The following is a 16,937-nucleotide window of genomic DNA, read 5'->3' as shown; positions in this document are numbered from 1 at the left end:
GTTGGGGACGGGATGGCCCGACAGACAAACAACAGCCATAAAAAAAGCGCGCCATAGGCGCGCTCAGTTCACAAGCGGAGGCGTTACTCCTCAAAGATCCCGAAGTGATCCTTGGCGAAATTGACCCGCTGCTCCACGTTCATCTTCACCTGGCCCAGCTTCTCGATGGTCTTGAGATTGGGCACCAGGCCGCGACCGTTGGCGATTTGAATGGCCAGACCCGGGCGGGCGTTGAGCTCCAGCAGCATGGGGCCGCGGAACTTGTCCAGCACCATGTCTGTTCCGATATAGCCCAGACCCGACATCTCGTAGCAGGAGGCAGCCAGGGTGAGCAGGGTATCCCAGTGGGGCACCTTGAGCTCATAGAGATCGAGGCCGGTATCCGGGTGGTGACGCAGCGGATTGCCAAACTGCACCGCCCGCAGGGCACGACCGGTACGCAGGCACAGACCCACCCCCACGGCGCCCTGGTGCAGGTTCGCCTTGCCGTCCGAGGCGGCGGTGGAGAGGCGCATCATCGCCATCACCGGGAACCCCTTGAAGATGATGACCCGGGCATCGGGTACCCCTTCGAAGGAGTAACCGTCGAACACATCATCAAAGTTGATGAGGCCTTCGACCAGCGCCACGTCTGGCTTGCCGCCCAGCGAATAGAGCCCTGCCAGAATGTTGGAGACATGGCGCTCCAGATCCTGACCGGTAGAGGCGCTGCCATTGGGCTTGTAGAAGAGGCCATTTTCCTGACGCAGGATCACCAGGATCCCCTTGCCGCCCGAGCCACGGGCCGGCTTGATGCAGAAGCCCGGCCAATCTTTGACCAGCTCGGTGATGCGACCCACATCGTGCTGGGCACGGATGGTGCCGATAAGCTCCGGCACGGTGACCCCTGCATCCAGCGCAATCCGCTTGGTCTGCAGCTTGTCATCCACCAGCGGGTAGAGGCTGCGCGGATTGTAGCGGCTGATGTAGGAGTGGTTGCGCTTGTTCATGCCGAGGATGCCTGATTGGGACAGGCTCCACGGGGTGGTGTATTTTTCCCAGAACCACATCGGTTACTTGTCCTTACCCGGGGTGACGCCAGATTTCATCTCGTCCACCAGCGGCTTGAAGCGCTTCAGTTCGCTCAGCTTGTAGCCGGTGTAGTTACCCATCAACAGTACGGTCGCCATCAGCACCAGCTGCAGGCCGAGGAAGTTGAAGGTGAGGTGACGGATCAGCTCGTTATCCATGGCCAGATAGGCGATGACGGCAACCAGCAGAGAGCCACCACCCTGGCGGAACACCTCTTTCGGGCCCTCTTCTTCCCACAGGATGGACATCCGTTCGATGGTCCAGGAGAGGATGATCATCGGGAAGAAGGTGATCTTCATCCCGTCGGTCAGCCCCAGCTTGAAGGCGAACGCGGAGAAGATACCGATCATCGAGATAACCATGATGATGATGGCCGATATTCGGGCGACCAGCAGCAGGTTAAGCCGCGACAGGTAGGAACGGATAACAAGACCGGTACCGACGATCAGCAGGAAGCCGATGAGACCGGTGACCAGCGAGGTCTGGATAAAGGCAACCGCGATCAGCACCGGCATGAAGGTACCGGAGGTCTTGATCCCCACCAGCACCCGCAGGAACACCACCATCAGCACGCCGATCGGGATCAGCAGCAAGCCCTTGAACAGGGTCTGCTCTTCCAGCGGCAGGCTGTGGATGGAGAAGTTCATCATCTCTGATTTCTCGAACTTCTGCGCCAGTGCCACGCTCACCGGCTGTTCCTGCTCGATCATCGAGAAGCTGACACGGGAGTTGTGACCACCGGTCACGTCCAGCAGGGCGCCGGAGTTGTATTCCCACAGCAGCAGGTTGGCCGGACGACCCTGTTCACCGGTTTGCGGGTTGAACAGTTTGTAGTCGGTCGGGCTGTTGAACACCTGCAGGTAATCCACCAGCTCCTGACGACGGCGGCCATCTTCCAGATTCAGGGCATGCACCACGCGGGTCGGCACGTCAGCATTGTTGAGCAGCTCGGCGATCAGGTTGGCGCGGCTCTTGTGCTTTTTCAGCAGCTCGGCGTTCTGCTCCTGCTTCTCGATCTCCTTGATGATCTCGCGAGTCAGGGTGTAGCCGTCGGCGGAGCGCTCCTGCGCCCGCTCGAGGATCTGCTTCATCGCGGTGGCGTAAGGCTCACTCTCGATCTGCTTCTCGATGGCGGGCGGCTGTGGATTGGCGGCCGGTTTGGCATGGGCATCCGCCATCATGTCGACGCGGTAGTAGAGCTCCTGACGGCCAGAGGCGGTGCGGATGGACCACTCGGCGCGGGCATCGCCATCTTTCTCGACAAAGGAGAGGCCGTAGCCGGGGCTGGCGGCGTTCTCGTTCATCAGGGTGAAACCGGGCTGGGTGCCCGGAATGGCCAGGGAGGCGATCACCGGATCACCGGTCGCCTCGAACTCCAGCTTGGCTTCGATGGACCAGATCTGGCGCTTTTCACCGGGCGTCAGCGGCACATCCAACGCGATATGGTGATAGATCGTCATCCCCAGGCCGACAATGTACAGCAGGGCTACCAGCAAATAGAACGGCTTACGGGAAACCATGGATTATTTCACATCCTTGAGCTTGGGTTTGGGTTGGATATATTCGCGGGCCACATCAACCACGGCGATGTCTTTCAAAAATTCGCGACCCAGCAGCACAGGGAAGGTCATGTCGCTACGGTCTTTCAGGGTAAATTCGGCTTTCTCGGTCATGTCGCCAATGCGCACGGCCAGACGCACCACCGGACGGCGGTCAAGATCATCGGCAGAGGCCTGACGCACCCGCACGTGACGTACCAGCGGCGCTTCGATCTGGATCTTGTCGTCCACATCCTGATGGCTCAGGAAGAAGCGCACCCAGTTTTTGCCGTTGCGCTCGAAAATGGTGATCTCCTGCGCACTGATGGAGGAGGTGGTCGCACCGGTATCGACCCGTGCCTGGAAGGCGTCGTTGGCGGCATCAACCCAGATCCACTCGGCTTCACCGACCATCAGCTTGCCATCGATGGTGTGACCCTGATTGGGGGCCGGGCACTTCTCGGTGGGGATGGCCATCGGCTTGGGCGGCTCGGACGGGAGGGTGGCGAGCTTGTGGTCTACTTGTTTGACGGACTCTTTCATATTGGTGACATCTGTGTTGAGCTGAACCAGCAGGTGCTGTTGCTGCACATACTGCTTCTGTTGCTGTTCCATGGATGTTTGCAGGCGCTGCTCGCTCTGGCTCAGCTCGCTACGAAGCTCGGCCAGCGTCAGAGCTGGAACCTGAGGCGCTTTTTCCATATTGACACACCCGCCGAGACTAAGCAGGGAGAGCAGGGTCATTCCTTTTAATTTGCTTTTCATGTCATTCATTTAACTGTGCTTCCTGGAATGGGGTCAGTGTAACTTCCACAAGCGCCACCGGCTAGTCTTTGGCCTTGCGGGCAATCAGTACGGCACGTTTCGGCGCCGGGTGTCCTTCAACCGTGAGTGCCGGATTGTCTGGATCCAGATAGTCACTCAGGGATTCATTAATCATCCAGTCGGTACGACGCTGTTCGTCGGTGCTGGTCATATTCTCGTCTACTATCCGCACGTCGGTAAAACCGCAGCGCTCGACCCACAGCTTGAGGGCGCTACTTGAGGGAATAAACCAGACGTTGCGCATCTTGCCGTAACGGTCGGTGGGCACCAGCACATCGTTGACGCCACCATCGATCACCAGCGTCTCCAGCACCAGCTCGCCATCATCTTTCAATTGATTGCGTAGCTGTTCGATGTGCTCGATGGGGGATTTGCGGTGATAGAGCACCCCCATGGAGAAGACGGTGTCAAAGGCGCGCAGCTCCGGCAACTCCTGAATGCCGAGCGGCAACAGGTGGGCGCGCTGATCATTGCCCGCGAAGTGGCGAATGGCCTCGAACTGGCAGAGGAACAGCGGGCTCGGGTCGATGCCGACTGCCAGCTTGGCCCCTTCACCCACCATGCGCCAGAGGTGGTAGCCGCTGCCACAGCCTACATCCAGCACGTAGCGTCCCTCGAGCGGGCTGATATGGGGCAACACCCGATCCCACTTCCAGTCAGAGCGCCACTCGGTATCTATGTGGATGCCGTGCACGGTGAACGGACCTTTGCGCCATGGCATAAAGTGGCGCAGCAGGCTCTCGACCTTCTTTCGCTCCCCTTCGCCAAGGCTCTCGGCCGAGCCTATCTCGACCCGGCTTTTCAGCTCGATGTTGCCGGGGGATACCACCGGCAGCTTGTTGAGGGCACGATTCCAGCGCGGCAGATCGCCATGCTGGTTGTCATGTTGCCAGGCATGCAGCTGGGCGGGCAGGGTATGCAGCCAGTGGCTCAGCCGGTTTTTGGCAATCAGTTGATAGAAATTGGCAAAGTCGATCATGGCTGGGCGTCGCTGGATTTGATGGCAATCATGGAGCCGAAGTTGAAGCACTGGAACCAGAGATCCTGATGGGTGAAACCGGCGTCCCGCAGGCGGGCACGGTGGGTCTCCAGGCTGTCGGTGCGCATCACGTTCTCAAGGGCGGTGCGTTTCTGGCTGATCTCCAGCTCGCTGTAGCCGTTGGCCCGTTTGAAGTCGAGGTGCAGCTCGATAAGCAGCTCGTTGACCGGTTCATCTTCGAAGCGGAACTTCTCGCTCAGGATCAGGATCCCGCCCGGGCGCAGACCATGGTGAATGCGCTGGATCAGGGCAGCCCGTTTCTCTGGCTCGACAAATTGCAGGGTGAAGTTGAGCACCACCACAGAGGCGTTCTCAATCTCGATGTCGCAGATATCTGCTTCCACCAGCTCCACCGGCACCTCGGATTTGAAACCGGAGAGGTGGGCGCGGGCACGCTCGATCATCGGGTGGGAGAGATCCACCGCGGTGATGCGGCACCCGGGCTGGCTGATATGGCGACGCATCGCCTGAGTGGCGGCGCCCAGTGAACAGCCCAGATCATAGAGTCGGCTCTCGGGCTGAGCGTAGCGGGCGGCCATCATGCCGATGGCGGAGATGATGTTGCTGTAACCCGGCACCGAGCGCTGGATCATATCGGGAAATACGTCGACGACCTGTTCGTCAAAACAGAAGTCGCCCAATCGGGCGATCGGGGCGGCAAAAATTTGGTCTTTGGTCTGCATGCTGGCGCAACCTGACAGTCGGGACATCACCCGGCTGTATTGTTCAATTGAGTCGTTGGATGACACCCATAAGAGTAGGTCAATCATCTGTTTACGAACGGGGTGGCTGGTCATGAAATCCTTTGGACCTGTCCTGTTCGTACGGGCCATGTTCCGGACCCTTACTTGGGGCGGTAGTGTAGAGGATTGATGGCCGTTTGTCTTGACGCCAGGGCTTGCCTCGCCACAAAAAAGCGCTTTTTTTGCAGCGAAACGATGGCCGCAGAATGGGTTGGCTAAAAGCGCAGCACTCCCTGACGTGCGCGATCGTTTTCCCCCGGCCAGGGGGCCATCTCCTGCTCCAGCAAGCGGGTGATCTGGCGGGCCAATTCCGGTGCCTGGGCGTTGTCGGCAGTATGTATATAGAGGTAGAGATCTTTCCCTTCCGCGAGCCACTGACGCCAGTGGGGGAGCCAGCTTGGCAGGAAGGGGTGGTTCGCCGCCGGATCCGGCAGGCCGATAAAGCGCACCATGGGGGCACTGGCGGTGGCCAGCAGATGCACCGGCAGGCGCGGCTTCTTGCCCTGGGCATCGACAAGGGCCGCCGTGGTTGCTGGCACCGAGAAGAGCGGGCGGCTATCGAGCATCACCCGGTTGACCCCTTGTTCCATCAGCAGCCGGTTCAATGCCCGCTCGGCCTCTCCCTTGGCGAAGAAGTCGGGGTGACGCACCTCGAGGGCGTAGCGAAACGCCTGCGGCAGCCGCTCGAGAAAGGCCGACAGTCTGGCCATCCCCTCCGGGCCGAAACGGGCTGGCAACTGCAGGGTGAGCAGTCCCAGCTTGTCATGCAATGGGGCAAGCAGCCGGATAAAGTCGGCTACCTGTTTGTCTGCGCTCACCAGATCGCTCTGGTGGCTGATGGTTTGCGGAAACTTGAAGTTGAAGCGAAAGTAATCGGGCACCGCATCGGCCCAGCGCTGCACCGTATCGGGGGTCGGCAGGGCGTAGAAAGTGGTGTTGCCCTCCACCGAATTGAACACGGTGGCGTAGTGGGCGAGGTGTTCGGCAGGCTTGGCGCCAAGGCCCAGCAACTGACCGGGCCAGCTGGGGTGGGACCACTGCGGCAGGCCCAAATAGAGGCTCATGGTGGCTATTCTCTTCGCTCTTGGTGCATTCGTGCCGATTTTTTGCCCGCTTTTTGCCATCGAGTGCAAAAAACTGGCGAAAGGAGGCTGCTGGCCATTTTACCCAAAAGGGGGTTTTCCTCTATAATGCCAGCCCTTTTGTTTTTCAATTTCTTGTGACCCATGCCTATCTACGAATATCGTTGCGACGTCTGTGGCCATGAATTGGCAAAACTGCAAAAGCTTTCCGATGCCCCTCTGACCGACTGTCCGGCCTGTAGCAAGCCGAATCTGGTCAAGCTGATATCGGCGGCAGGCTTCCGGCTCAAGGGAACCGGATGGTACGAGACTGATTTCAAACCGGGTAAGAAAAAGAATCTGGCCAGCTGTGAGACAGACGGTGCTTGCCAGTCGTGCCCGGCGGCCCAAGGTTAACCGTCTCTCTACAATTTCGAAGGAAGAAGTCCATGCGCTCTATCTATTGCGGACAGGTCAATGAGGCCCATGCAGGGCAGACCATTACATTGTGCGGTTGGGTTCATCGTCGTCGTGATCTCGGCGGTCTGATCTTTATCGATATGCGCGACCGGGAAGGGATCGTTCAGGTGTTCTTCGATCCGGACAAGCCGGACGCGTTCGCGCTGGCCTCCGAGCTGCGCGGCGAGTTCTGCATCCAGGTGACCGGTGTGGTGCGTACCCGTCCGGACTCCCAGCGCAACAGCGACATGGCCACTGGCGCCATCGAAGTGTTCGCCCACGAACTCAACATCATCAACCGTGCCGAGCCGCTGCCCCTTGACTTCAATCAGGTCAACAGCGAAGAGATCAGCCTCAAGTATCGCTACCTGGATCTGCGTCGCCCCGAGATGGCCAAGTACCTGAAGACCCGTGCCAAGGCCAGCGCCTTCGTACGCCGCTTCATGGACGAGCACGGCTTCCTCGATATCGAGACCCCGATGCTGACCAAGGCCACCCCGGAAGGTGCCCGTGACTATCTGGTGCCGAGCCGCGTGCACAAGGGCAAGTTCTACGCGCTGCCGCAATCTCCGCAGCTGTTCAAGCAGTTGCTGATGATGTCCGGCTTCGACCGCTACTACCAGATCGTCAAGTGCTTCCGTGACGAAGACCTGCGTGCCGACCGCCAGCCGGAATTCACCCAGATCGACGTGGAGACCTCCTTCATGACCGCGCCGCAAGTGCGTGAAATCATGGAAGAGATGATCCGCAAACTGTGGCTGCACATCCTGAACGTGGATCTGGGCGACTTCCCGATCATGACCTTCGACGAAGCCATGCGTCGCTTCGGCTCCGACAAGCCGGACCTGCGTCTGCCGATGGAGCTGGTCGATGTGGCAGATCTGCTGACCGCCGTCGAGTTCGCCGTGTTCGCCGGTCCTGCCAACGATCCGAAAGGCCGCGTAGCAGCCCTGAAAGTCCCGGGCGGCGCCGAGCTCTCCCGCAAGCAGATCGACGAGTACACCAAGTTTGTCGGCATCTACGGTGCCAAGGGCCTGGCCTGGATGAAGGTCAACGAAGCCGCCAACGGCCTCGAAGGCGTGCAGTCTCCGGTTGCCAAGTTCCTCTCCGACGAGATCGTGCGCGAGATCCTGGCCCGTACCGGTGCAGCTGACGGCGACATCATCTTCTTCGGCGCTGACAGCAAGAAAGTGGTCTGCGATGCCATGGGCGCTCTGCGCCTGAAAGTGGGCCGCGATCTGGGTCTGCTGGAGAACAGCTGGAAGCCGCTGTGGGTCATCGACTTCCCGATGTTCGAGGAAGATGGCGAAGGCGGTCTGGCTGCCATGCACCACCCGTTTACCGCACCGAGCAACATGGGCCCCGCCGAGCTGAAAGCCAACCCGGTGGCGGCTTACGCCAACGCCTACGACATGGTGATCAACGGTTACGAAGTGGGTGGCGGTTCTGTCCGTATCCACAACAGCGAAATGCAGTCCACCGTGTTCGACATTCTGGGTATCACTCCGGCCGAGCAGCGCCTGAAGTTTGGCTTCCTGCTGGATGCCCTGAAGTACGGTACCCCGCCGCACGCCGGTCTGGCCTTCGGTCTGGATCGTCTCAGCATGCTGCTGACCGGCACCGAAAACATTCGGGACGTGATTGCCTTCCCGAAAACGACCGCGGCTGCCTGTCTGATGACAGACGCCCCCAGCCTTGCCAACGCCGCCCAACTGGGTGAGCTGGCGATTGCAACCACCGTCAAGGGCGACGAGTAAGCCGATACCGGCACCGGAGGCCGCCGCCGTGCGGCCTCCGTGTTTCCCTTGGGTTAGTCATGACCAGTGTTACTGACATTTAAAAAATAACGGAGAGTCTCTATGGCAGGTCACAGTAAATGGGCCAACATCAAACACCGCAAGGCCGCTCAGGACGCCAAGCGTGGCAAGATCTTCACCAAACTGATCCGCGAAATCACCACTTCCGCGCGTCTTGGTGACCCGGATCCGGCCAACAACCCGCGCCTGCGTGCCGCGGTGACTGCCGCCCTGACCAACAACATGACCCGCGACACCATCAACCGTGCCATCCAGCGTGGCGCCGGTGGTGGCGATGGCGAGCAGCTCGAGACCATCGTGTACGAAGGCTACGGCCCGGCTGGCTCTGCCGTGATGGTGGAGTGCCTGACCGACAACCGCAACCGTACCGTTGCCGAAGTGCGTCACGCCTTCAGCAAGTGCGGTGGCAACCTGGGCACCGACGGCTCTGTCGCCTATCTGTTCAGCAAGAAAGGTCTGCTGACCTTCGTGGGCGTTGACGAAGATGCCCTGATGGACGCCGCACTGGAAGCGGGTGCCGATGACGTGGTCACCGAAGAGGATGGCTCCATCGAGGTGTACACCACCCCGAACGACTTCGGCACCGTGTTGGATGGTCTGGAAGCTGCTGGCTTCAAGGCCGAGAGCGCCGAAGTGACTATGATCCCTTCCACCGAAGCCGAGCTGGATGCTGAAACTGCGCCCAAGCTGATGCGTCTGATCGACATGCTGGAAGATCTGGACGACGTGCAAGAGGTGTATCACAACGGCTCCATCTCCGATGAAGTTGCTGCGACCCTCTGATCGCTGAATCGTGCTCTCCCGATGGCAGCCAGATGGCTGCCATTTTTTTATCTTTGCATCGGGGCAACTGCTGACGAGTCAGGTGATCCGCCGCTGCAACAGCGCTCTCCACTTATTCCTATTCCGTTTTCTCTGTTGATGGTCATTCCAGGCTTCCTGTGGGTTGGTTCGCCCCGAACATACGCTGATCATCGTTCTGCTGCGTTGCGTTGCGTGGTGATGGCGCGGCTCCGCTTATCCTGTTTATCACGCGCTCAGCTCTTTAGATGGCGTTGACTGCTCACATCTGCCCGTCAGGGCAATTGCGTTGCGGGTAAGGGAGACGAGGTGATGGGGGCGCACCCTTGTTATCACAGGGTGGCCAGCAATGCTGAGTTACCGGTTGGGATGCTGATAACGGATTAGCCAGGGCCGGGTTTGCAGGTTGGTTGGTTGATGGGGAGAGTACCGCAATCGGCAGGGAGAGGAGGGTGGTGATAAGTGGCAGATAAAAAAAGCCCGCGCAATGCGCGGGCTTGTAATCTCAGGGCTGGTTATCAGGCCTTGGATTTTTTCTTGCCTTCAACCTTGGCTTCAACCGGTGCAGCAGCAGGAGCAGCAACGCCTTCGGTGAACGGACGGCCGTAGTAGGTGTCCATCAGGATGGCTTTCAGCTCGCTGATCAGCGGGTAGCGTGGGTTGGCGCCGGTGCACTGGTCATCGAAGGCTTCGATGGCCAGCTGGTCAACCTTGGCCAGGAAGTCAGCTTCAGACACGCCAGCTTCACGGATGGAGGCCGGGATGCCCAGAGTGGCTTTCAGGTCGTCCAGCCATACCAGCAGCTTCTCGATCTTGGCAGCGGTGCGGTCACCGGCAGCGCTCAGACCCAGATGGTCAGCCACTTCGGCGTAACGACGGCGAGCTTGCGGACGGTCGTACTGGGAGAACGCAGTCTGCTTGGTCGGGTTGTCGTTGGCGTTGTAGCGGATCACGTTGCTGATCAGCAGGGCGTTGGCCAGACCGTGCGGAATGTGGAATTCAGCACCCAGTTTGTGAGCCATGGAGTGGCACACACCCAGGAAGGCGTTGGCGAACGCGATACCGGCGATGGTAGCGGCGTTGTGTACTTTCTCGCGAGCAACCGGGTCGTTGGCACCGTTCAGGTAGCTGGACGGCAGGTACTCTTTCAGCAGTTTCAGAGCTTGCAGCGCCTGACCATCAGAGTACTCGTTAGCCAGTACGGAGACGTAGGCTTCCATGGCGTGAGTCACGGCATCGATACCACCGAAGGCACACAGGGATTTCGGCATGCCCATAACCAGGTTGGCATCAACGATGGCCATGTTCGGGGTCAGCTCGTAGTCAGCCAGCGGGTACTTCATGCCAGTGGCGTCGTCGGTTACGACCGCAAACGGAGTCACTTCAGAACCGGTACCGGAAGTGGTGGTGATACAGACCAGTTCGGCCTTCACGCCCATTTTCGGGAACTTGTAGATACGCTTGCGGATGTCCATGAAGCGCATGGCCAGATCTTCGAACGCAGTTTCCGGGTGCTCGTACATGACCCACATGATCTTGGCCGCATCCATCGGTGAACCACCACCCAGCGCAACGATAACGTCAGGCTTGAAGGAGTTCGCCATCTCGGCACCTTTGCGTACCACAGACAGAGTCGGGTCAGCTTCTACTTCGTAGAACACTTCCACTTCCATCTTCAGGCCCTTGAGCAGACGAACCACTTCGTCGGCGTAACCGTTGTTGAACAGGAAGCGGTCGGTCACGACCAGTGCGCGCTTTTTACCTTCCAGGTCGCCCAGAGCGATCGGCAGGGAACCACGACGGAAGTAGATGGATTTCGGAAGTTTGTGCCACAGCATATTTTCTGCCCGTTTTGCGACTGTCTTCTTGTTGATCAGGTGCTTGGGACCCACGTTTTCGGAGATGGAGTTACCACCCCAAGAACCGCAACCCAGCGTCAAGGACGGAGCAATGGCAAAGTTGTACAGGTCACCGATACCACCCTGAGTGGTCGGGGTGTTGATCAGGATACGGGCGGTTTTCATCTTGTCGCCGAAGTACTTGATGCGGTCGGCGTTGCGATCCTGGTCGGTGTACAGACCGGAGGTGTGGCCGATACCACCCAGGTTGACCATTTTGCAGGCCATTTCGACGGCTTCTTCGAAGTTCTTGGCACGGAACATACCCAGAGTCGGGGAGAGCTTCTCGTGAGCGAACTCTTCCTCTTCACACACTTCCAGACCTTCACCGATGAGGATCTTGGTGGTAGCAGGTACGGTCACGCCAGACATTTCGGCGATCTTGGTAGCAGGCTGGCCCACGATGTTGGCGTTCATGGCACCGTTGATCAGGATGACCTTACGGACCTTGTCAGCTTCTTCTTTGGTCAGCACATAACCGTTGTGAGTCGCGAAACGCTCTTTCACCTGGTCATAGATGGAGTCAACCACAATAACGGCTTGCTCGGAGGCACAGACTACGCCGTTGTCGAAGGTTTTGGACATCAGGATGGAGGCGACAGCACGCTTCACATCGGCAGTTTCGTCGATAACAACAGGTACGTTACCGGCACCTACACCGATAGCCGGCTTACCGGAGGAGTAAGCAGCTTTCACCATGCCCGGGCCACCGGTGGCCAGGATCAGGTTGATGTCGTTGTGCTTCATCAGGGCGTTGGACAGTTCAACAGTCGGTTGATCGATCCAGCCGATGATGTCTTTCGGTGCACCGGCGGCAATGGCTGCATCCAGTACCAGCTTGGCAGCGGTATTGGTGGAGTTCTTGGCACGGGGGTGCGGGGAGAAGATGATGGCGTTGCGGGTCTTCAGGGAGATCAGGGATTTGAAGATCGCAGTGGAAGTCGGGTTGGTGGTCGGTACGATACCGCAGATGATACCTACCGGCTCGGCGATGGTGATGGTACCCATCTCGTCATCTTCACTGAGGATGCCGCAGGTCTTCTCTTCTTTGTACTTGTTGTAGATGTATTCGGAGGCGAAGTGGTTCTTGATAACCTTGTCTTCGATGATACCCATACCGGACTCTTCCACGGCCATTTGGGCCAAGGGGATACGGGCATTGCTGGCGGCCAGGGCGGCGGCACGGAAGATCTTGTCTACCTGCTCTTGTGAGAAGCTGGCGAATTCACGCTGGGCTTCCTTAACGCGGGCGACCAGTGCATCCAGTTCAGCCATATTGGTTACTGCCATGTTTATCTCCTGATTATTTGAAAACTGTTTAGTAAGACGTTGGCAATGCCCGGCAATTATAGTCGCCCTGTCAAGACGGTATCGTTGCAACAGCTTTTTCACATGCCTTACTAAATCGCTTTCTGAGTCGATTATAGAGCGGGGCTGACTCAGAAAAACTTGATCTGGATCATGTGTAACAAAAGAACAAAAGAAATTTTATTTCACAATCCTTGTTTGACTGATGTTACAGGAGTGTGCTGACAAGGGGAAGGCGAGTGACTTGTTAATACAGGGTAATAAACCACATTTATCAAATGGTTAATTGCACTTTGAGATCAGGGTGAAGAGCTGTTTTTGCGGTATTGGTTAGCAAATATGAGTGAATCGGTTTCAAAACCACCGACAAACGCGCTTTATTCCAGCATTTGTTGCGAAAATGATTGTTGTTTTAATCCATGACTAATCTGCTTTATTGCCCGAGGGGGCCATTTCTGCCCGCTTTACCCATTTTGGCATTGCGGCTCTCCGGCCGAGTCATGTCAGTGGTGCCGGGCCGGAAAGATGGAGAACGTCGCAGGTGGAGTCTCTCGGGTCGCTTTTCCATTCGGTCAGTCACCGTCAGCGCTGCCGAGCCTGATTACACAGACTTGCGTTCACGCTTGTGACGCGGGTCGGGCGGTGGCAGGGGCTTTTGGCATTTGTTTATGCCAGTTAGCGCGGATGCATTAGATGAACTAACTAAAAACCCCCAAAAATGGTGAGATTATTTGATTGGTGCCCGCTCTGGCTATGATGTAAATTTACGCACGAAATTAATGGACTGGCCCAGTGGGCCCGAAACTCTATTGGAAGGCGCCTATGGCAGCAATTGACGTCTCGCTGTATCTGAAGTTTTTTGTCGGTTTGTTCGCAATTATCAACCCGCTGGGTCTGTTGCCGGTGTTTGTCAGCCTGACCAGCCACCATACCCAGGCCGAGCGGATGAAAACCAATACCACCGCCAATATCGCGGTGATGGTGATCCTGCTGGTCTCCATGTATATGGGGCAGCTGATCCTCGATGGGTTTGGCATCTCGCTGGCGTCGTTCCGCATTGCCGGCGGTTCGCTCATCACCCTGATCGCCTGGTCGATGCTGCAGGGCAAGCTCGGTGAAGTGAAACACAACAAGCAGGAGAAGGGTGAACTGGCGGTGCGCGAGTCTATCGCCGTGGTGCCGCTGGCGCTGCCGCTGATGGCGGGCCCCGGTGCCATCTCCTCGGTCATCGTCTATGCCAGCCAGAGTCACTGGCAGCAACTGCTCGGCATGTCAGTCGTTGTCGTTGTTTTCTCCTTCTGCTCCTGGCTCATCTTCCGTGCCGCGCCGCTGCTGTTCAAGATCATGGGCAACACCGGCATCAACGTGGTGACCCGTATCATGGGTCTTATCATGATGTCCCTTGGCATCGAGATCATGGTGGCTGGCATCAAGGGGGTTTTCCCCAGCTTGATGTGAGCCAGGTCTGTTTTATGAAAGCCGGTCCTCGTGACCGGCTTTTTATTGGTTGCTTTTTGCCCGCGCTTTTCTAGAATCGGTCGTTTGTGTAAAAAATGAGCGTAGCGCTGGTGTTTTAATACTGAGAAAGCGCGCTGGTGCTGGTTTTTTGACCATAAAATGCCGATTACCCTGACAATATCTGTTGCATTATCGGAATTGGCAGGGAATTATGCTGGGAGCGGGTTTTAACCCCGTCACTTTAAAAAACGCATGGAATGTTCTTGTTGGAGTAGGGAAATGACTCATAAAAAAACAATGATTAACACACTGCTGATGGCTGCACTGTTTGGTGGCGTCAATGTGGCTCAGGCTGCCGATGTCCCGGCGGGAACCAAGCTGGCTGAAGTCCAGCAACTGGTAAAAGGCAACGGCTCGGAGCCTGCGACCCTTGACCCGCACAAGACCGAAGGAACGGTCGAATCCAATATCCTGCGCGACCTGTTCGAGGGTCTCGTTGCTTCCGGCCCGAAAGGGGAAATTCTCCCGGCGGTGGCCGAATCCTGGGAAACCAAGGATAACAAGCACTACGTCTTCCACCTGCGCAAAGATGCCAAGTGGTCCAACGGTGACCCGGTCACCGCGCACGACTTCGAATTTGCCTTCAAACGCGCCGTCGATCCGAAAACCGCCTCTCCTTACTCCTGGTATCTGGAGATCCCGACCATTGCCAACGCATCCGAGATCATCGCCGGCAAGAAGCCTGCGGATACGCTGGGCGTGAAGGCGACCGACGACTACACCTTCGAAGTGCAGCTTGAGAAAGCGATCCCTTACTTCGTCAGCATGCTCTCCCACACCACCACCTACCCGGTGCCGAAGAAGGTGATCGAGAAGTTTGGTGACAAGTGGACCCAGCCGGAAAATATGGTATCCAACGGTGCTTATGCCCTGAAGAGCTGGGTGGTGAACGAGCGCGTCGAAGTGGAACGCAACAAGCACTACTGGAACGATGGCAAGACCGTTATCAACAAGGTGGTCTATCTGCCGATCCAGTCTACCAACGCCGATCTGAGCCGCTATCTGGCGGGCGAAGTGGACATCACCTATCAGATGCCCATCGAGCGCTTCAAGCAGATGAAGAAAGAGAAGCCGGACGAGCTGAAAGTGACCGGTTATGTGGGGACTTACTACTACCAGTACAACGTCAAGAAGAAGCCGTTTGACGATGTGCGTGTCCGTACCGCGCTCTCCTATGCCATCGATCGTAACGTGATCGCCGACAAGGTGATGGGTCAGGGTCAGACGCCGGGTTACACCCTGGTGCCGGACTTCGTCGATGGCTTCAAGCCGGTCGCCCCCGAGTGGTCGAAGATGACCCAGGCCGAGCGTGATGCCAAGGCCAAGGCGCTGCTGGAAGAGGCCGGTTTCGATGCCAGCAAGCCGCTGAAGTTCGAGCTGCTCTACAACACCGACGACAACCACAAGAAAGTGGCTGTGGCCGTTGCCTCCATGTGGAAGAAGCTGGGCGTGCAGGTCAGCCTGGTTAACCAGGAGTGGAAAACTTACCTGGAAACCAAGAAACAGGGTCAATTTGACGTAGGTCGTGCCGGCTGGATCGCCGACTACAACGAAGCCTCGTCCATGCTGGATCTGATGCAGACCACCCACGGCAATAACGACGGCAAGTACTCCAATCCGGAGTTCGACAAGCTGATGGATTCGTCCCGTGATCAGGTTGATGTGGCGGCCCGCAACAAGCTCTACGTCCAGGCTGAAGAGATCCTGGCCAAGGACATGCCGATTGCGCCCATCTACCAGTACGTGACTGCCCGTATGGTTAAACCCTATGTAGGCGGCTACCCGGCCAACCCGCTGGATAACCTCTACAGCAAAGATATGTACATCATTGCTCACTGATTTAAAGCAACAAGTCGCATAACAAGCAGGGCCCGCCAGACGGCGGGCCTTTATTACAACCGCGACCATTTGGAAGCAGTTCAGGACAGGTAATGTCTATGTTGAAATTCATTTTTAAACGGCTATTGGAAGCGATCCCGACTCTGCTGGTCTTGATCACCGTCTCTTTCTTCATGATGCGTTTCGCCCCGGGTAACCCTTTTACCAGCGAGCGCTCACTGCCCCCCGAAGTCATCGCCAATATCGAGGCCAAATACGGGCTCGACAAGCCGATTGGCATGCAATATCTCACCTACCTAGGCAACCTGGTGCAGGGTGATTTGGGCCCCTCTTTCAAATACAAGGATTTCACCGTCAATGATCTGGTGAGTCAGGCGCTGCCTGTGTCTGCCAAGATCGGGACCGCGGCCTTCTTCTTCGCCGTGCTGCTGGGGGTCACCTTCGGCACCATTGCGGCCCTGAAACAGAACACCATCATCGACTATCTGCTGATGTCGTCGGCCATGGCCGGGGTGGTGATACCGGGCTTTGTGCTGGCGCCCTTGCTTGTGCTGTTTTTCAGTATTCATCTGGGCTGGTTCCCTGCCGGTGGCTGGCAGGGTGGTGGCGTGCAGTTTATGGTGCTGCCGGTGTTCGGCATGATGATGTACTACATCTCCGCCATTTCGCGGATCATGCGGGGCAGCATGATCGAGACCATGAACTCCAACTTCATCCGTACCGCCCGTGCCAAGGGCTTGCCGCTGCGCCACATCATCCTGAAACACGCGCTGCGTCCGGCCATGCTGCCGGTGGTCTCCTATCTGGGCCCGGCCTTTGTCGGCATCATCACGGGGTCTGTGGTGATCGAGACCATCTTCGGTCTGCCGGGGATCGGTCAGCTGTTCGTCAACGGTGCCCTTAACCGTGATTACTCCATGGTGCTCGGTCTGACCATTCTGGTCGGCGCTCTCACCATCACCTTTAACGCTGTGGTCGATATTCTCTATGCCTTTATCGATCCCAAGATCCGTTACTAAT

The 16,937-nt window shown here is 57.6% G+C and carries 13 protein-coding genes; 6 read left to right on the top strand and 7 right to left on the bottom strand.

Annotated features, from left to right (window positions below; genetic code table 11):
• Positions 1 to 83: 83 nt before the first annotated feature.
• From PG888_RS12090 to PG888_RS12065, 6 genes are all read right to left on the bottom strand, one after another.
• Positions 84 to 1,049: an alpha-L-glutamate ligase-like protein gene (locus PG888_RS12090; RefSeq protein WP_040067876.1), complete on the bottom strand. Its 966-nt coding sequence runs from the start codon at positions 1,047 to 1,049 to the stop codon at positions 84 to 86.
• 3 nt (positions 1,050 to 1,052) lie between these two features.
• On the bottom strand, positions 1,053 to 2,591 hold the full coding sequence (locus tag PG888_RS12085; protein ID WP_040067874.1) for an inactive transglutaminase family protein: 1,539 nt from the start codon (positions 2,589 to 2,591) through the stop codon (positions 1,053 to 1,055).
• Between the two features lie 3 nt (positions 2,592 to 2,594).
• The gene (locus tag PG888_RS12080; protein WP_040067873.1) at positions 2,595 to 3,383 is read right to left on the bottom strand and encodes an ATP-dependent zinc protease family protein; all 789 of its coding nucleotides are present in this window, start codon (positions 3,381 to 3,383) and stop codon (positions 2,595 to 2,597) included.
• Between the two features lie 52 nt (positions 3,384 to 3,435).
• Positions 3,436 to 4,413: a tRNA 5-methoxyuridine(34)/uridine 5-oxyacetic acid(34) synthase CmoB gene (gene cmoB, locus PG888_RS12075; RefSeq protein WP_005353161.1), complete on the bottom strand. Its 978-nt coding sequence runs from the start codon at positions 4,411 to 4,413 to the stop codon at positions 3,436 to 3,438.
• Positions 4,410 to 5,156 carry a carboxy-S-adenosyl-L-methionine synthase CmoA gene (cmoA, locus tag PG888_RS12070; protein WP_182937775.1) on the bottom strand — a complete coding sequence of 249 codons (747 nt, stop codon included), beginning with the start codon at positions 5,154 to 5,156 and terminating at the stop codon, positions 4,410 to 4,412. The genes cmoB and cmoA overlap by 4 nt, the downstream gene beginning before the upstream one ends.
• Before the next feature lie 275 nt (positions 5,157 to 5,431).
• Positions 5,432 to 6,280, bottom strand: coding sequence for a DUF72 domain-containing protein (locus tag PG888_RS12065; RefSeq protein ID WP_182937774.1), 849 nt, complete (start codon positions 6,278 to 6,280; stop codon positions 5,432 to 5,434).
• A 162-nt stretch (positions 6,281 to 6,442) separates the two neighbouring features.
• Here PG888_RS12065 and PG888_RS12060 point away from each other — a divergent pair, with 162 nt between their 5' ends.
• From PG888_RS12060 to PG888_RS12050, 3 genes are all read left to right on the top strand, one after another.
• Entirely contained in the window at positions 6,443 to 6,694 is a 252-nt protein-coding gene (locus tag PG888_RS12060; protein WP_005337686.1) for an FmdB family zinc ribbon protein, read from the top strand.
• Positions 6,695 to 6,726: 32 nt separating this feature from the next.
• Entirely contained in the window at positions 6,727 to 8,493 is a 1,767-nt protein-coding gene (gene aspS, locus PG888_RS12055; protein WP_163129807.1) for an aspartate--tRNA ligase, read from the top strand.
• A 102-nt stretch (positions 8,494 to 8,595) separates the two neighbouring features.
• On the top strand, positions 8,596 to 9,336 hold the full coding sequence (locus PG888_RS12050; protein WP_033137210.1) for a YebC/PmpR family DNA-binding transcriptional regulator: 741 nt from the start codon (positions 8,596 to 8,598) through the stop codon (positions 9,334 to 9,336).
• 536 nt (positions 9,337 to 9,872) lie between these two features.
• Here the strand turns inward: PG888_RS12050 and adhE are convergent.
• On the bottom strand, positions 9,873 to 12,542 hold the full coding sequence (gene adhE / locus PG888_RS12045) for a bifunctional acetaldehyde-CoA/alcohol dehydrogenase (protein ID WP_075112056.1): 2,670 nt from the start codon (positions 12,540 to 12,542) through the stop codon (positions 9,873 to 9,875).
• Between the two features lie 840 nt (positions 12,543 to 13,382).
• On the opposite strand from adhE, the gene PG888_RS12040 reads away from it, so the two are divergent.
• From PG888_RS12040 to oppB, 3 genes are all read left to right on the top strand, one after another.
• Complete coding sequence (locus PG888_RS12040; RefSeq protein WP_005337678.1) at positions 13,383 to 14,018, top strand: YchE family NAAT transporter; 636 nt, start codon at positions 13,383 to 13,385, stop codon at positions 14,016 to 14,018.
• Between the two features lie 279 nt (positions 14,019 to 14,297).
• A complete protein-coding gene (locus PG888_RS12035) occupies positions 14,298 to 15,917 on the top strand; it encodes an ABC transporter substrate-binding protein (protein WP_075112057.1) in 1,620 nt (539 codons plus the stop codon).
• A 98-nt stretch (positions 15,918 to 16,015) separates the two neighbouring features.
• Positions 16,016 to 16,936 (top strand): oligopeptide ABC transporter permease OppB, encoded by a 921-nt coding sequence (oppB, locus tag PG888_RS12030; protein ID WP_042057779.1) that lies wholly within the window; start codon positions 16,016 to 16,018, stop codon positions 16,934 to 16,936.
• Position 16,937: the final 1 nt, after the last annotated feature.

This window comes from Aeromonas sp. QDB23 (assembly GCF_027707745.1).
GTDB lineage: Bacteria > Pseudomonadota > Gammaproteobacteria > Enterobacterales > Aeromonadaceae > Aeromonas > Aeromonas allosaccharophila.
This window is presented reverse-complemented; position numbering and strand designations above follow the sequence as displayed.